This window comes from Bifidobacterium subtile (assembly GCF_000741775.1).
Lineage (GTDB): Bacteria > Actinomycetota > Actinomycetes > Actinomycetales > Bifidobacteriaceae > Bifidobacterium > Bifidobacterium subtile.
Genome location: NZ_JGZR01000001.1, coordinates 144,226 through 158,708, shown reverse-complemented (window position 1 = coordinate 158,708; position 14,483 = coordinate 144,226). Strand labels below are relative to the sequence as shown.

22 protein-coding genes are annotated in these 14,483 nt (G+C 62.5%); 1 reads left to right on the top strand and 21 read right to left on the bottom strand.

Annotation, left to right across the window (positions count from 1 at the left end; all coding sequences use genetic code 11):
- Positions 1 to 2: 2 nt before the first annotated feature.
- The 21 genes from rpmD to adhE all read right to left on the bottom strand — a co-directional run bounded on the left by rpmD (position 3) and on the right by adhE (position 12,768).
- The gene (rpmD, locus tag BISU_RS00710) at positions 3 to 185 is read right to left on the bottom strand and encodes a 50S ribosomal protein L30 (RefSeq protein WP_024464347.1); all 183 of its coding nucleotides are present in this window, start codon (positions 183 to 185) and stop codon (positions 3 to 5) included.
- Positions 185 to 958, bottom strand: a complete 774-nt coding sequence (rpsE, locus tag BISU_RS00705; protein ID WP_024464346.1) for a 30S ribosomal protein S5 — start codon at positions 956 to 958, stop codon at positions 185 to 187. Before rpsE ends, rpmD begins: the two co-directional genes overlap by 1 nt.
- An 11-nt stretch (positions 959 to 969) precedes the next feature.
- Positions 970 to 1,341 (bottom strand): 50S ribosomal protein L18, encoded by a 372-nt coding sequence (rplR, locus tag BISU_RS00700; RefSeq protein WP_024464345.1) that lies wholly within the window; start codon positions 1,339 to 1,341, stop codon positions 970 to 972.
- A gap of 1 nt (position 1,342) precedes the next feature.
- The gene (gene rplF, locus BISU_RS00695; RefSeq protein WP_024464344.1) at positions 1,343 to 1,882 is read right to left on the bottom strand and encodes a 50S ribosomal protein L6; all 540 of its coding nucleotides are present in this window, start codon (positions 1,880 to 1,882) and stop codon (positions 1,343 to 1,345) included.
- A 16-nt stretch (positions 1,883 to 1,898) separates the two neighbouring features.
- The gene (gene rpsH / locus BISU_RS00690) at positions 1,899 to 2,297 is read right to left on the bottom strand and encodes a 30S ribosomal protein S8 (RefSeq protein WP_024464343.1); all 399 of its coding nucleotides are present in this window, start codon (positions 2,295 to 2,297) and stop codon (positions 1,899 to 1,901) included.
- An 85-nt stretch (positions 2,298 to 2,382) separates the two neighbouring features.
- On the bottom strand, positions 2,383 to 2,568 hold the full coding sequence (locus tag BISU_RS00685; protein ID WP_024464342.1) for a type Z 30S ribosomal protein S14: 186 nt from the start codon (positions 2,566 to 2,568) through the stop codon (positions 2,383 to 2,385).
- A gap of 1 nt (position 2,569) precedes the next feature.
- A complete protein-coding gene (gene rplE, locus BISU_RS00680) occupies positions 2,570 to 3,142 on the bottom strand; it encodes a 50S ribosomal protein L5 (RefSeq protein WP_024464341.1) in 573 nt (190 codons plus the stop codon).
- On the bottom strand, positions 3,139 to 3,474 hold the full coding sequence (gene rplX / locus BISU_RS00675) for a 50S ribosomal protein L24 (RefSeq protein WP_024464340.1): 336 nt from the start codon (positions 3,472 to 3,474) through the stop codon (positions 3,139 to 3,141). Before rplX ends, rplE begins: the two co-directional genes overlap by 4 nt.
- 2 nt (positions 3,475 to 3,476) lie before the next feature.
- A complete protein-coding gene (gene rplN / locus BISU_RS00670) occupies positions 3,477 to 3,845 on the bottom strand; it encodes a 50S ribosomal protein L14 (RefSeq protein WP_024464339.1) in 369 nt (122 codons plus the stop codon).
- A 71-nt stretch (positions 3,846 to 3,916) separates the two neighbouring features.
- Entirely contained in the window at positions 3,917 to 4,183 is a 267-nt protein-coding gene (rpsQ, locus tag BISU_RS00665) for a 30S ribosomal protein S17 (protein ID WP_024464338.1), read from the bottom strand.
- Between the two features lie 2 nt (positions 4,184 to 4,185).
- Positions 4,186 to 4,443: a 50S ribosomal protein L29 gene (gene rpmC / locus BISU_RS00660; RefSeq protein ID WP_024464337.1), complete on the bottom strand. Its 258-nt coding sequence runs from the start codon at positions 4,441 to 4,443 to the stop codon at positions 4,186 to 4,188.
- Positions 4,443 to 4,862, bottom strand: coding sequence for a 50S ribosomal protein L16 (gene rplP, locus BISU_RS00655; RefSeq protein ID WP_024464336.1), 420 nt, complete (start codon positions 4,860 to 4,862; stop codon positions 4,443 to 4,445). Before rplP ends, rpmC begins: the two co-directional genes overlap by 1 nt.
- Positions 4,863 to 4,868: 6 nt before the next feature.
- On the bottom strand, positions 4,869 to 5,693 hold the full coding sequence (gene rpsC / locus BISU_RS00650; RefSeq protein WP_024464335.1) for a 30S ribosomal protein S3: 825 nt from the start codon (positions 5,691 to 5,693) through the stop codon (positions 4,869 to 4,871).
- A 2-nt stretch (positions 5,694 to 5,695) separates the two neighbouring features.
- Entirely contained in the window at positions 5,696 to 6,055 is a 360-nt protein-coding gene (rplV, locus tag BISU_RS00645; RefSeq protein WP_024464334.1) for a 50S ribosomal protein L22, read from the bottom strand.
- A 17-nt stretch (positions 6,056 to 6,072) separates the two neighbouring features.
- On the bottom strand, positions 6,073 to 6,351 hold the full coding sequence (gene rpsS / locus BISU_RS00640; RefSeq protein WP_024464333.1) for a 30S ribosomal protein S19: 279 nt from the start codon (positions 6,349 to 6,351) through the stop codon (positions 6,073 to 6,075).
- 15 nt (positions 6,352 to 6,366) lie between these two features.
- Positions 6,367 to 7,197 carry a 50S ribosomal protein L2 gene (rplB, locus tag BISU_RS00635; protein ID WP_024464332.1) on the bottom strand — a complete coding sequence of 277 codons (831 nt, stop codon included), beginning with the start codon at positions 7,195 to 7,197 and terminating at the stop codon, positions 6,367 to 6,369.
- Positions 7,198 to 7,232: 35 nt separating this feature from the next.
- Entirely contained in the window at positions 7,233 to 7,529 is a 297-nt protein-coding gene (gene rplW / locus BISU_RS00630; RefSeq protein ID WP_024464331.1) for a 50S ribosomal protein L23, read from the bottom strand.
- A gap of 5 nt (positions 7,530 to 7,534) precedes the next feature.
- Positions 7,535 to 8,200, bottom strand: a complete 666-nt coding sequence (gene rplD / locus BISU_RS00625) for a 50S ribosomal protein L4 (protein WP_024464330.1) — start codon at positions 8,198 to 8,200, stop codon at positions 7,535 to 7,537.
- A gap of 4 nt (positions 8,201 to 8,204) precedes the next feature.
- On the bottom strand, positions 8,205 to 8,855 hold the full coding sequence (gene rplC, locus BISU_RS00620) for a 50S ribosomal protein L3 (RefSeq protein WP_024464329.1): 651 nt from the start codon (positions 8,853 to 8,855) through the stop codon (positions 8,205 to 8,207).
- Positions 8,856 to 8,872: 17 nt separating this feature from the next.
- Positions 8,873 to 9,181 (bottom strand): 30S ribosomal protein S10, encoded by a 309-nt coding sequence (gene rpsJ, locus BISU_RS00615; RefSeq protein ID WP_003827292.1) that lies wholly within the window; start codon positions 9,179 to 9,181, stop codon positions 8,873 to 8,875.
- 848 nt (positions 9,182 to 10,029) lie between these two features.
- Entirely contained in the window at positions 10,030 to 12,768 is a 2,739-nt protein-coding gene (gene adhE, locus BISU_RS00610; protein WP_024464328.1) for a bifunctional acetaldehyde-CoA/alcohol dehydrogenase, read from the bottom strand.
- Positions 12,769 to 13,139: 371 nt separating this feature from the next.
- Between adhE and BISU_RS00605 the strand changes: the two genes are divergently transcribed.
- On the top strand, positions 13,140 to 14,336 hold the full coding sequence (locus BISU_RS00605) for an ROK family transcriptional regulator (protein WP_024464327.1): 1,197 nt from the start codon (positions 13,140 to 13,142) through the stop codon (positions 14,334 to 14,336).
- Positions 14,337 to 14,483: the final 147 nt, after the last annotated feature.

Sequence of the window (14,483 nt, the reverse complement as noted above, 5' to 3'; positions counted from 1 at the left end):
AATCAGTCGACCTCCTCGACAGTGACCAGGTGACGCACGGCGTGCACCAGACCACGATTGGCGGGCGAATCCTCACGGACGACGCTCTGGCCGATCTTGTGAAGACCGAGAGTCCTGACCGTCTCGCGCTGGGCGGGCTTCCTATTGACCAAGCCACGCACCAGAGTGATCTTGAGATTAGCCATCACTCACCATCCTTTGCGTCGGAGGCGGCCTTCTTGGCCTGAGCCTCTTCACGGGCCTTGCGAGCCTCGGCGATGCCGGCCGCACGAGCGCGCAGCATGGCGTCGGGAGCCACTTCCTCGAGGGCGACGCCACGGCGGGCGGCGATTTCCTCAGGCTCTTCGAGGTTCTTCAGGGCGTCCACGGTGGCACGCACGACATTCACCGCGGTGGTGGAGCCCATCGACTTGGTGAGAATGTCGGAGATGCCGGCGCACTCCATGACGGCGCGCACCGGACCGCCGGCGATAACGCCGGTGCCGGGGGCCGCAGGACGCAGCAGGACCGTGCCCGCGGCGTCATGGCCGATCACCGGGTGGGTGACCGTGCCGCGAACGCGCGGAACATTGAACATATGCTTCTTGGCATCCAGCTGGCCCTTAGCGATGGCCGCAGGGACCTCGCGGGACTTGCCGTAGCCGACGCCGACCGTGCCGTTGCCGTCGCCCACCACTACAAGAGCGGCAAAGCTGAAGGTACGTCCGCCCTTATGGGTCTTGGACACACGGTTGATGGTCACCACGCGGTCGAGCAGCTCGTCGCCGCGATTCTCCTCGCGACGGCCGCGACGCTCGCCGCGACGGCCCTCACCGCGGCCTTCGCCACGACGGCCCTCGCCGCGCTGGCCGCGACGGCCATCGCGGGAATCCCCGCGCTGATCGTTGCCGCCCTGGGCGGAGCTTTGAGTGTTCTGAGTTTCTTCAGCCACTTGAGTTTCCTTATCGTTGACGCTCACAGTGTTGTCGCTCACAGTGCCAGACCTCCCTCGCGGGCGCCATCGGCCACAGCCGCGACGCGACCGTGGTACTTGTTGCCGCCACGATCGAAGACGACCGCAGTGATGCCGGCGTCCTGGGCCTTCTTGGCGATCAGCTCGCCGACCTTCTTGGCGGCTTCGGACTTGGTGCCCTCGAAGCCGTTGAAGTCAGCCTGCAGCGTGGAGACGCTTGCCAAGGTCATGCCCTTGGTGTCGTCGACGATCTGGGCGACCATGTGGCGGTTCGAACGGGTGACCACGAGACGCGGACGCTCGGCGGTGCCGGAGATGTGCTTGCGCAGACGGGAATGGCGACGAAGTCGTGCGACGTACTTGCCCTTGCCGAAAATCTTCACGCTCATATCACTTACCAGCCTTTCCAGCCTTGCGCAGGATGTGCTCGTCGGTGTACTTGATGCCCTTGCCCTTGTAAGGTTCCGGCGCACGCAGCTTGCGGATGTTAGCCGCAGCTTGGCCGACGACCTGCTTGTCGGTGCCCTTCACGATGACCTGGTTGGCGTTCGGCAGCTCGAATTCGATGCCTTCCGGCGGCTGCACGGTGATGGTGTGCGAGTAGCCAAGCGAGAACTCGATGCCCTTGCCCTTCATCTGCGCACGGTAGCCCGTGCCGATGATGTCAAGCGTCTTGGTGTACCCGTCGTGCACGCCCTTGACCATCGAAGCGATGATCGAACGGCTCAGGCCGTGGTATGCGCGGGTCTGGCGTTCATCGTCGGCCGGGGTCAGCACGATCTGATCGCCCTCGACCGCACCGGTGATGCCTTCGGGAATCGTGTAGGAGTCAGAGCCCTTGGAGCCCTTGACGGAGAAGTTCTGTCCCTCGATGGAGACCTCCACGCCTGCCGGGATGGCGACGGGGAGCTTGCCAATATGCGATGCCATGTTCAGCTCTCCTTTCTCACCACACGTAGGCGACGATTTCGCCGCCGATGCCCCGGTCGAGGCATTCCTTTTGGGTCAGCAATCCCGAACTGGTCGAGATGATGGCGATGCCGAGTCCGCCCAAAGGCATGGGCAGGGAGTCCGACTTCGCATAGCGGCGCAATCCCGGCTTCGAGATGCGCTTGATGCCCTGCAGGGAACGCTCCCCGGTCGGGCCGTACTTAAGGGCGATTTCCAAGGTCTGGCCGACCTTGGCTTCCTTCGCCAAGAAACCCTTGATATAGCCTTCGCGCTCGAGGATTTCGGCGATGTTCGCCTTGAACTTGGAATACGGCATGTCCACGGTCTCGTGTTTTGCCGCACTCGCATTACGCAGACGCGTAAGCATGTCTGCGATGGGATCTGTCATTGTCATTGTGGGCGTACGCCCTTTCTCGCCGTGGTTTCCTCCACCCGCGCAGCATTCGGCTGCGCGAATGAGGGACCTTCAGCGTCGATGTTTACCAACTGGACTTCGTAACTCCGGGCAGCTCGCCACGGTGAGCCTTCTCGCGAAGGCAGATGCGGCACAGGCCGAACTTGCGGTACACGGAATGGGGACGCCCGCAAACCTGGCAGCGGGTGTAGCCGCGCACCTTGAACTTCGGGCTCGCGGCCGCCTTGTTCTTAAGAGCGGTTTTTGCCATATCAGTTCTCCTTGAAGGGGAAGCCCAGGTGCTTCAAGAGCGCGCTTGCTTCCTTGTCGTCCTTGGTGCTGGTCACCACGGTGATGTCCATGCCACGCTGGTGGTCGATGGAATCGGGATCGATCTCATGGAACATGGACTGCTCGGTGAGGCCGAAGTTGTAGTTCCCCTGGCCGTCGAACTGCTTGCCGTTGATGCCGCGGAAATCGCGGATGCGGGGCAGGGCGAGGGTCAGCAGACGATCGAGGAACTCCCACATGCGTTCGCCGCGAAGCGTCACATAGGCGCCGATGGCCTGGCCTTCACGCAGGTGGAACTGCGCGACGGACTTCTTGGCCTTGGTGATCTTGGGCTTCTGGCCGGTGATCAGCGTGAGATCCTTGACGGCGCCTTCGATGAGCTTGGAGTCGCGAGCCGCGGCACCGACGCCCATGGAGACGACGATCTTCTTGAGGTGCGCCACCTGCATGGGGTTGGAGTGCTTGAACTCCTTCTCCAGCTTGGCGACGATCTCGTCGTTGTACTTCTGCTTCAGACGCGGAGTTGCTGGAGCTTCAACTGCTGTGGCGCTCATGCCAGCTCCTTTCCGGACTTCTTGGCGACGCGCGTACGCACGACCTTGACCTTGCCGTCACGGGCCTCTTCCTTGACCGCGACGCCCACGCGAGTGGGCTCCTTGGTCTCGGGGTCGATCAGCATCACATTGGAGCGATGGATCGGCGCCTCGGCGGAGACGATGCCGGCCTGCTGGCCCTGCTGTGTGGCGCGCACGTGCTTCTTGACGATTTGCACACCTTCGACGATCAGACGGTCGTTGGCGAGCACGCGGGTGACGGTGCCCTCCTTGCCGCGGTCCTTGCCGCGGATGACCTTGACCTGGTCGCCGGACTTGATCTTGGCTACCATTTTCAGATCACCTCCGGGGCGAGGGACACGATCCTCATGAAGCGCTTGTCGCGCAGTTCACGACCGACCGGTCCGAAGATACGAGTGCCCTTGGGTTCACGGCCAGAGCCGAGAATGACGGCGGCGTTCTCGTCAAACTTGATGTAGGAGCCGTCAGCGCGACGGTGCTCCTTGACAGTGCGGACGACGACGGCCTTGACCACGTCGCCCTTCTTGACCGACCCGCCAGGGATCGCGTCCTTGACGGAGGCGACGATCACGTCGCCAATGCCGGCATAGCGTCGCTTCGACCCGCCGAGCACGCGGATGGCCAAGATCTCCTTGGCACCCGTGTTGTCGGCGATATGAAGCCGCGTTTCCTGCTGAATCATTGATTCTCCTTAGCCGAGCTGGTTCTCCCCGAGCACCCTTGCAGGTGTCTCGCGGAGCCTTGCCGAACTTGTTACTTGGCGCGCTCGACGATGGAGTCGACGCGCCAACGCTTGGTCTTGCTCAAAGGCCGAGTTTCCATGATACTCACGAGGTCGCCAACGTGGGCGTCGTTGTGTTCGTCATGGGCTTTGACCGTGCGAGTGGTGCGGACGACCTTGCCGTAGAGCGGATGGGTCGAACGCTGCTCGAGCTCGACGGTGACCGTCTTGTCCATAGCGTCGGACACGACATAGCCGCTGCGAGTCTTGCGGAAGTTGCGCTCTTGCTTCTCAGCCATGCTTACTTCTCCTCGGTCTTGGTTGCGCTTGCCTCAGGAGTTTGGCTGATGCCCAGCTCGCGTTCGCGCAGGACAGTGTACATCCTGGCGACATCGCGCTTGACGGCCTTGAGACGAGCGGAGTTGTCGAGCTGGCCAGTGGCGTTCTGGAAGCGCAGGTTGAACAGCTCTTCCTTGGACTTCTTCAGGAAGCCTTCGATCTCGTCATTGGTCTTCTCATTGAGATTCTTGATGGTGTAGTCTGCAGTTCCGACTGACATCAGATGTCACCGCCTTCGCGAGCAATAATACGGCACTTCATCGGGAGCTTGTCGATCGCTCGACGCAGCGCCTCGTGGGCGATGTCCTCGCTCACGCCGCCGATCTCGAACATGACGCGCCCAGGACGCACGTTGGCGATCCAGAACTCGGGCGTGCCCTTGCCGGAGCCCATTCGCGAGCCAAGCGCGTGCTTGGTGAGCGGGCGATCGGGGAAGATCGTGATCCACACACGACCGCCACGCTTGATGTAGCGGGTCATGGCGATACGAGCGGCCTCGATCTGGCGGTTGGTCACGTATGCGGGGGCAAGCGCCTGAATGCCGTAATCGCCGAAGGCGATCTCGTTGCCGCCCTTGGACATGCCACGGCGGGTCGGACGCTGCTGCTTACGATACTTGGTCCTCTTTGGGATAAGCATTGATGCTCACTCCTTCACTTCTGTAGCAGGAGCCGCGGCAGCAGCCGGGGCTGCGGTCTCGGACTCGGCCGGCGAGCCGGCTTCGGTCCTGCGCTGAGAGCCCGGACGCTGTCCACGGCGCGGGCGGCGATCGCCGCCACGACGGCCGGGGCGGCCCGCGCCCTGCTGGGCCTGCTGCTCCTCGAACTCATGCTCGGTCATGTCGCCCTTGTAGATCCACACCTTCACGCCGATGCGGCCGTAGGTGGTCTTGGCTTCGAAGAAGCCGTAATCGATCAGGGCGCGCAGGGTCTGCAGCGGAACGCGGCCCTCGCGATAGAACTCGGAACGGCTCATTTCCGCGCCGCCGAGGCGGCCGGAGAGCTTGATGCGGATGCCCTTGGCGCCGGCGTGCATGGCGTCCTGCTGGGCCTTGCGCATCGCACGGCGGAAGGTGACGCGGTTGGTCAGCTGCTCGGCGATGCCCTGAGCGACCAGCTGCGCATCGAGCGCGGCGTTCTTCACTTCGAAGATATTGAGCTGGACCTGCTTGCCCGTGAGCTTCTCGAGCTTGGCGCGAACGCGCTCGGCTTCAGCTCCGCGGCGGCCGATCACAATGCCCGGGCGGGCGGTGTGGATGTCCACACGCACGCGGTCGCGGGTGCGCTCGATGACGATGCGGGAAACGCCCGCACGCTCGAGGTCCTTGCTCATGACCTTGCGGATCTCATCGTCTTCGAGGACGAAATCACGGTAGCGTTCGCCGGCCTTGCTGGAGTCTGAGAACCACTTGGAACGGTGGTCTTCGGTGATGCCCAGGCGGTATCCGAAGGGATTGATCTTCTGACCCATCTTTAGCGGGCTCCTTCCTTGTTGGCGACGACGACCGTGATGTGGCTGGTGCGCTTGTTGATACGAGCGGCACGGCCCTGCGCACGAGCGCGGAAACGCTTGAGCGTCACGCCTTCGTCCACATACGTCTCCGTGACATACAGATCGTTCTCGTGAAACGCCTCGCCAGCCTTGTCGGCCTTGACGCGGGCGTTCGCTACAGCGCTCTCCAGAACCTTGCGCACCGGAGTGGCAGCGTCCTGAGGGGCGAACTTGAGGGTGATGATGGCCTGCGTCGCCTGCTTGCCTCGGATGAGGTCGACCATGCGGCGAGCCTTGCGCGGCGTCACGCGTACGTGACGTGCGATTGCTTTAGCTTCCATAAAGTCTTTACTCTCCTTTAGCGGCGTGCCTTTTTGTCGTCCTTCACATGACCTCGGAAGGTCTTGGTCGGGGCGAATTCACCGAGCTTGTGGCCGACCATGGCCTCGGTGACGAACACCGGGACATGCTTGCGGCCATCGTGAACGGCGAAGGTGTGCCCGATGAAATCAGGCGTGATCATCGAACGGCGCGACCACGTCTTGATGACGTTGTGCGTGCCCTTCTCATTCTGAACGTCGACTTTCTTCTGTAGGTGGGCGTCGACGAAGGGGCCCTTCTTGATGCTTCGAGTCATCTGCTCGACACTCCCTTACTTGCGGTTCTTACCATTCGGACGGCGACGAACGATCATCTTGTTCGAAGCCTTCTTCGGATGACGCGTACGAACTTCGCCCTTGCCCCACGGAGACACTGGCGGCTTGCCGCCACGGGTGCGGCCGCCGTGCGGGTGGTCGACCGGGTTCATGGACTCGCCACGGGTGATCGGGCGCTTGCCGATCCAGCGCGCGCGGCCTGCCTTGCCCAGCTCCACATTGGCGTGATCGGCGTTGCCGACCTCACCGACGGTGGCGCGGCAGCGTGCGTCGACGTTGCGGATTTCGCCGGACGGCATACGCAGCTGAGCGTAGGCTCCGTCCTTGGCGACCAGCTGGACGCCGGCGCCTGCGGAACGCGCGATCTTCGCGCCGCCCAGCGGGCGAAGCTCGATGGCGTGCACGATGGTACCGGTCGGGATGTTGCGCAGCGGCAGGTTGTTGCCCGGCTTGATATCGGCCTGGGCGCCCGTCTCGATCACGTCGCCCTGGCCAATGCCTTCAGGAGCGACGATGTAGCGCTTCTCGCCGTCGGCATAGTGCAGCAGCGCGATGCGCGCGGAGCGGTTCGGGTCGTACTCGATTTCAGCGACCTTGGCCGGCACGCCGTCCTTGTCCCAGCGCCTGAAATCGATGAGACGATACTGGCGCTTGTGACCGCCGCCGCGATGGCGGGAGGTCATGCGGCCGTATGAATTGCGTCCGCCGGTTTTGGACAGCTTGCGAACCAGCGACTTCTCGGGCGTGGAGCGCGTGATCTCGGAGAAGTCCGAAACCGAAGCGTTGCGACGGCCCGCAGAGGTCGGCTTATATGTACGGATAGCCATAATGTAGTTCTTCCTTTGACTTTCTCGGCTAACCTTCAGTTACCGAAGATGTCGATCGTCTGGCCCTCGGCCACGGACACGATCGCGCGCTTCTCGCTCACGCGCTGGCCGAAGCCCGAGCGGGTGCGCTGGCGCTTGCCGGTGCGGTTGAGGGTGTTGACGTTCGTCACCTTGACCTTGAAGATCTCTTCGATGGCCTGCTTGATCTGCACCTTGTTCGCGCTGGGCGCCACCACGAAGGTGTACTGCCCGCGGTCAGAGGCCGCATAGCTCTTCTCGGAGACGACAGGCTTGAGGATGATGTCATGTGCTGGCTTGTGAATAGCGACCATGTGGATCAGGCCTCCTTGGCGATCGGCTCGGTCTTCGAAGCCACAAAGGCGTCGAAGCCGTCTTTGGTGAAGACGATGTATTGAGCGGTGACCACATCGTACGTGTTGAGCTGATCGGCGAAGATCACATGCACGGTGGGGATGTTGCGCACGGAGAGCCACTCGTTCACGTTGTCGCGCGACAGCACGACGGTGGTGAACTTGTTCTCGGTCACGGGGTTCAGTGCGGCGATCGCGGTCTTGGTGGACGGGGTATCGGTGATGCCCAGATCCACGACGGCGATGCGGCCGGCGTTGGCCCGATTGGACAGGACGTAGCGCAGGGCGCTGGCCTTCATCTTCTTCGGGGTGCGTTGCTCGTAGTTGCGCGGAACCGGACCATGGGCCACGCCGCCGTGAGCCCATTGCGGCGCACGGATCGAACCCTGGCGGGCACGACCGGTGCCCTTCTGCTTCCACGGCTTCTTGCCGCCGCCGGAAACAGCGCCACGGTTCTTGGTGGAATGTGTGCCCTGGCGGGCCGCCGCGAGCTGGCCGATGACCACTTGGTGAATCAGCGGCACATGAGCCTGCACGTCTTCGTCGGAGATGCCGAAGATCTCGGCAGGAGCTTCAACGGAGCCGGCGGACTTGCCCTTGGCGTCAGTGACGTTCAAAGTAACGTTAGCCATTGTCTCAGGCTCCCTTCACTGCGGAACGGACAAGCACGATGGCACCCTTGGGGCCGGGAACGGCACCCTTGAGCGCGATGATGCCGCTCTCCACATCCGCGGAAACCACGGTGAGGTTCTGCACGGTGGAGGTGACATGGCCCATGCGGCCAGCCATGCGCTTGCCCTTGAGGATGCGGCTCGGAGTAGCGCACGCGCCGACGGAACCGGGGCGACGCTCGTTTTTGTGCGAGCCGTGGGTACGACGATAGGACTTGAAGCCCCAACGCTTGATGGTGCCCGCGAAGCCCTTGCCCTTGGTGGTGCCGGTGACATCCACCACGGCGCCTTCGCCGAAGACCTCGGCGCTCAGCTCCTGGCCGGGCTCGAACTCGGCGGCGTTCTCGGTGCGCACCTCGGCGAGGTGGCGACGCGGCGTGACGCCGGCCTTGGCGAAGTGGCCTGCGAGAGGCTTGGTCACCTTGGTCGGGTCGATCTGGCCGTAGCCGAGTTGCACGGCGTTGTAGCCGTCGCTTTCCTCGGTCTTGACGGTCGTGACCACGTTGGTGGAGACGTCTACGAGCGTGACAGGGACGAAGAAGCCGTTCTCATCCCAGACCTGCGACATGCCGAGCTTCTTGCCCAGTAGCGCGTTGCGATTTGCCTTTTGCGACATTGCGGTTTCCTCCTCCCCTACAGCTTGATCTCGATATTGACATCTGCAGGCAGATCGATGTGCATCAGGGAGTCCACAGCCTTGGGCGTGGGGTCCACGATGTCGATGAGGCGCTTATGCGTGCGCATCTCGAAATGCTCGCGAGAATCCTTGTACTTATGAGGAGAGCGGATCACGCAGAACACGTTCTTCTCGGTCGGCAGAGGAACCGGACCCACCACAGTGGCGCCCGCGTTCGTAACCGTCTCGACGATTTTCTTCGCCGATTGGTCGATGACCTCATGGTCATAGGACTTAAGCCTGATGCGGATTTTCTGTCCCGCCATTGCCGTCCGCCCTTTCTAGCGATTCGTTTTACTGTTTACCAGCCTGCTCTTCAAGGACACCGGCGCACAGGACCCCCGGGTATGACCCCGCGGTCCAACGCATCAGTGTGCAGCACGCGACGTTCACGATGTGCATCACACCACGAACCCGCCGCCGCACTCGCTTTTTTGATTCCAATATGCGAGCCCAAAACAGGCAACTTCTCTATTAAAGCATCGAGGGGGTATTACAAGGGATTCCCGCGTGTCGCGGGAATCGTTTCCCTCTACCTCGTTTCCTTAGCGGAAACTCGGCGCCACCTACGAGCAACCCACAGGGTTGCCCGCTTCACGGTGGCGCGTGTCACGCGCAAATCGTCTTTTTTACTTCGCCCCCTTAGCGGGGTCTCAGCGCCACCTACACGCAACCCACCGGGTTGCCTGTTTAACGGTGGCGCATGTCGCGGGAATTGTTTTTCTTCACTTCGTCCCCTTCGTGGAGCCTCAGCGCCACCTACAGGCAGTCCACCGGACTGCCCGCATAACGGTGGCGCTCGAATGCTTTACGACGACTGGAGGAAACGAACCCATGACGAAGTTTAGCGTCCGGATTGTAGCGCTAACGAGCGGCTGACGCTACAAAACGGACGATAACCGAGTCTTAGAGACCGTTGTGTAGCGACAGGCCGCCATGAGCGCTACAAAACGAACGCTGATCGGCCGAACCCGACATCTGGTACGGGCGGAGCAGAACAGAGCATATAAGAGTCCCCCTGCCGTTGCCGGCGCAATGGTGACACTGCGCCGGCAACGGCAGGGGGACTGAAGGCGGATTGGGGTTTGCCGCGATGAGGCAGCGAGGACTTGACTCAGTCCTTGGCTACTTGCGACGCCTCGATCGTGGCGGACTTGCTTTCTCGCTCGGCGCGCAGACGGTGGCCTTCGGCCTGGGAGACCCCGTAGTACGCGGCGATGGCGATGTCCTTCATATCCTCGATCATCGGGACGCGCGGGTTCGCGGGCGTGCACTGGTCTTCGTAGGCGCGCATGCCGATCTGGTCGAGAATGCTCCAGAAGTAATCCTCATCGACGCCGCACGCTTGGAAGCTCTTGTCCATGTCGAGCTTGTTGTCGCGGTAGTCCTCGACTGCGCGGGCGAGATTCTCGACGCCTTCGGCGTCCGTGGCTCCCGGGTCGACTCCAAGAACCTTCGCGAACTCGCGATAACGCTGCGGCGCCACGTACTTGTTGTACTTCGGCCAGCTCGTCGCCTCCTGCGGAATGCTTCCGTTGTAGCGGATGACATACGGCAGCAGCACCCCGTTGGTGTGCCCGTGGGCGATGCCGCACAAGGCTCCGATCGTATGCGCCATGCCGTGGCACATACCCAGGAACGCAGACCCGAAGGCCATGCCGGCCATCGTAGCCGCATTGTGCATCTTCTCCTGCGCCTCGGTCCTGCGCAGGCCCGGAGCCGCATTCACCGAATCGGCGAGATTGTCCCAGATCAGCTTCGCTGCGTGCAGCGCCATCGCGTCCGTGAAATCGTTCGCGTATACGGACACGAAGGACTCCATCGCGTGCGTGAGCGAATCGAAGCCCGCGTCCTGCGCCAGCGTATGCGGCTGGGTACGGGCCAGCACCGGATCGACGATGGCGACGGTCGGCGTCAGCGCATAATCGGTGATCGGGTACTTGTATCCGGTCTTGTGGTCGGTGATCACAGCGAACGGCGTCACTTCCGAACCGGTGCCGGACGATGTGGGAATGCACACGAGCCGCGCCTTCTTGCCCAGCGGCGGAATCCTGAACGCGCGCTTGCGGATGTCGAAGAACTTCTCACGCACGTCGTCGAAGGAGATCTCCGGGTGCTCGTAAAGCAGCCACATGATCTTCGCGGCGTCCATCGGCGAGCCGCCGCCCACGGCGATGATCGTGTCGGGCTCGAATTCCTCGCGCATCATGGCCGCGCCGCGCTCCACGGTCTCCACCGACGGCTCCGGCTCGACATAGTCGATGATGCGGAAGGTGACGAGCTCAGGACGGGCGCGCAACTGGTCGATGACCTTGTCGACGACGCCCAGCTGCTCCATCACCTTGTCGCAGATGATGACGGCCCTGCGGATGTTGTACATGTCGCGCAGGTAGCGAATCGCATTGGGCTCGAAATACGTTTTGGCCGGAACCTTGAACCATTGCATGTTGTTGTTCCTCCGCGCGATGCGCTTGACGTTGATGAGGTTGACGGCCTGGACGTTGCCCGACACGGAGTTGCCGCCGTAGGAGCCGCAGCCCAAGGTGAGCGAGGGCGCGATCGAATTGTAGATGTCGCCGATGCCGCCCAGCGACGAAGGCTGGTTCCAGATGATGCGGCAGGCGTGCATGCGCAGCCCGTACTCGCGCACGAGATCCTGATTATTCGTGTGAATCGCCGCGCTGTGCCCTGCGCCGTGCACCAGCATCTGCTCGCACATCGTGAAGGCCTGGTCCTTGTCCTTCGCCTTGAGCAGCGCATGGACCGGGCAGAGCTTCTCCATCGTCAGCGGTTCCATCTCGCCGACCTCGCGGCATTCGGCGACCAGAATCGTCGCGTCCTGCGGCACCTCGAAGCCAGCGGCCTGCGCGATGAACTGGGGCGATTTGCCCGGCACGACCGAGTTGAGCGAAGGCGTGCCGCCGGAATAGGAGGTGCAGCCGAACATGTACTGCTCAAGCTTGGCCTTCTCCTCCTCGTTGACGAAATACGCCTTGCGGCGCTTGAGCTCGGCGACCAGCGGATCGTAGATGTCCGCATGCGCGATGATGGCCTGCTCCGTGGCGCAGATCATGCCGTAGTCGAAGTGCTTGGACAGCACCAGATCGTTGGCCGCACGCACCACATCGACATCGTTGTCCACGTAGGCCGGAGCGTTGCCCGGGCCGACGCCGAGGGCCGGCTTGCCGGAGGTGTACGCGGCCTTGACCATGCCCGGGCCGCCGGTGGCCAGAATGGTGGCGATGCCGGGATGCTGCATCAGCGCGCCGGTCGCGGCGATCGAGGGATGCTCGATCCACTGGATGCAGTCCTTCGGAGCGCCGGCCGCCACTGCGGCGTCGCGCACGATGCGCGCGGCCTCGACCGAGCATTTCTGAGCGAAGGGATGGAATCCGAAGACGATCGGACAGCGGGTCTTCAAGGCGATCAGCGACTTGAAGATCGCGGTCGATGTCGGGTTCGTCACCGGGGTGACGCCGGCGACCACGCCTACCGGCTCGGCTACTTCGTCTATTCCCAGCACATCATCCTCGTTGATGATGCCCACCGTCTTCTGGCCTGACAGATAGTGGGTCACATGCTCGCAGGCGAAGATGTTCTTGGTGGCCTTGTCTTCCACCAGGCCGCGCCCGGTTTCGTCGACGGCCATCTTCGCCAGCACGAGATGGTTTTTGAGCGCGGCGATCGAGGCCTTGCCCACGATCCTGTCCACCTGCTCCTGGTCCAGCTCCTCGAATTCCTCGAGCGCCTTCAGCCCTCGTTTCACCAAGGCATCGACCTCGGATTGCGCTGCGGCTTGCTTGTCCTCGGCGCTGGGTTTGCCTGCCGTACTGTTCTTCTTCGCGTCGGCCACTTGGGTCCTCCTCTGATGCGGTCGTGAGACCGCTTTGCACGCGGTCTGGGGTCCGGTCGCAGAGCATGCATCTGTGACTTAGGTCACAAACTAGCGAACCGCATGTACGTTGTCGAGGCTGCCATTTTTTGAGCGTGTCATGAGTGAAGCCGATTGACATTTGTCCATTATTGTATATTTTTTGTTGTAAAAAATGTTCGCTTACTATCAAATCTGAGCGATTTCGTTGCATTCGGAGGTTCGCCCATTGCAATGCTGCCAATGTTCACGCTAACAGTTCACATTATGGCAACCATATCGATCATCCGCTCCCGCAGCCGGCGCAACCGATTACAGCCAGCCGCGGCCGAAGCCGATAGAATGAAGGAATTATGGGGTCACAGCAGGGCACTACGCGCACGGCGCTGACGAGGCAGTCATCGTCCGCGGCAATCAAAAGGCACAACCGCAGCCTCATCGCCGATTACCTCTACCGGCACGACTACGCCACCATGCTCGCGCTGGAGCACGCTCTTGCCTTGAGCCGGCCTACGGTTCGCGCCAACCTGCTCGCGCTGCAGCGCGAAGGACTGGTATCGCGCGGCGAGCGCCTGGCCTCGACCGGCGGACGCAAGGCGCAGGCCTATGCCTTCGCGCCTTCCGCGCATACGGCCCTGGGCGTAAGGCTGCACCGGCACCACAGCGTCATATGCGCCATCGACCTGCATGGCTCGGTCCTCGCCAAGCGCACGCTCGACCTCGACTATGCGAACGCCGATGCCTTCTTCCAGCGCATCGGCGCTGCCGTGCAGAATTTCGCCGAACAGCTGGCAGGCTCGGGCTCCCCTGCGCTCGGCGTGGCTTTCAGCATGCAGGGCCTGGTCTCGGCCGACGCCCGAAGCATCACTTTCGGCAATATTCTGGGCAACACCGGACTGAGCTTGGACACCATCGCGCAATCGATCGAGCTGCCCTGCCTGCTCATTCACGATTCGGACGCGTCGGCGATGGCGGAGCTGTGGTCGAACGACGGCGTGCGCGATGCGCTATGCGTGTATTTGGGCGCCCGGCCCGGCGGGGCCGTGGTCATCGACGGGACTTTGCGCCAAGGTCGCACACGGCGCAATGGCACCATCGAGCATATGACGCTCGTGCCGGGAGGCCGGCCGTGCTATTGCGGGCAACGCGGCTGCATGGATCCCTATTGCTCCTGCGAACGGCTGACCGAAGGCGATTTCGCTGATCTGCCCGAGTTCTTCGCAGCGCTGCGCGACGGGAATGCGCCGGGCAACGCATTGGCCCGGAGTCGTTTCGACGCATGGATCGGCTATCTGGCTCAAGCCATCGCGAATGCACGAACCGTGCTGTGCGCCGATGTGATTCTCGGCGGCGAGCTTGCGCAGCATCTCAACGACGAGGATCTGCGCGAGCTCAAAAGCCGCATTGATGGCCTAAGCGCCTTCGGGGCCGATGAATATGCGCTGCGTTTCAGCATCTGCGCACCGGATCAGGACGTCATAGGAGCAGCGCTGCGCTACGTGGAGCCCTTCGTCGCGCGGCTGTGCGGGCAGGCGAGCGCACGGGCATGAATCAGGCGATCGGCGGCAGCGCCTCATGGTTAGCCGCCTAGCTGCTTAGCCGATCGGATAGCCCGCTGTCCGGATTGCCGCATCTGGCTGACCGAAACGCGGCAATCCGGACAGCATCACATGACTGGTCCCACCTGCCCGGCGCAT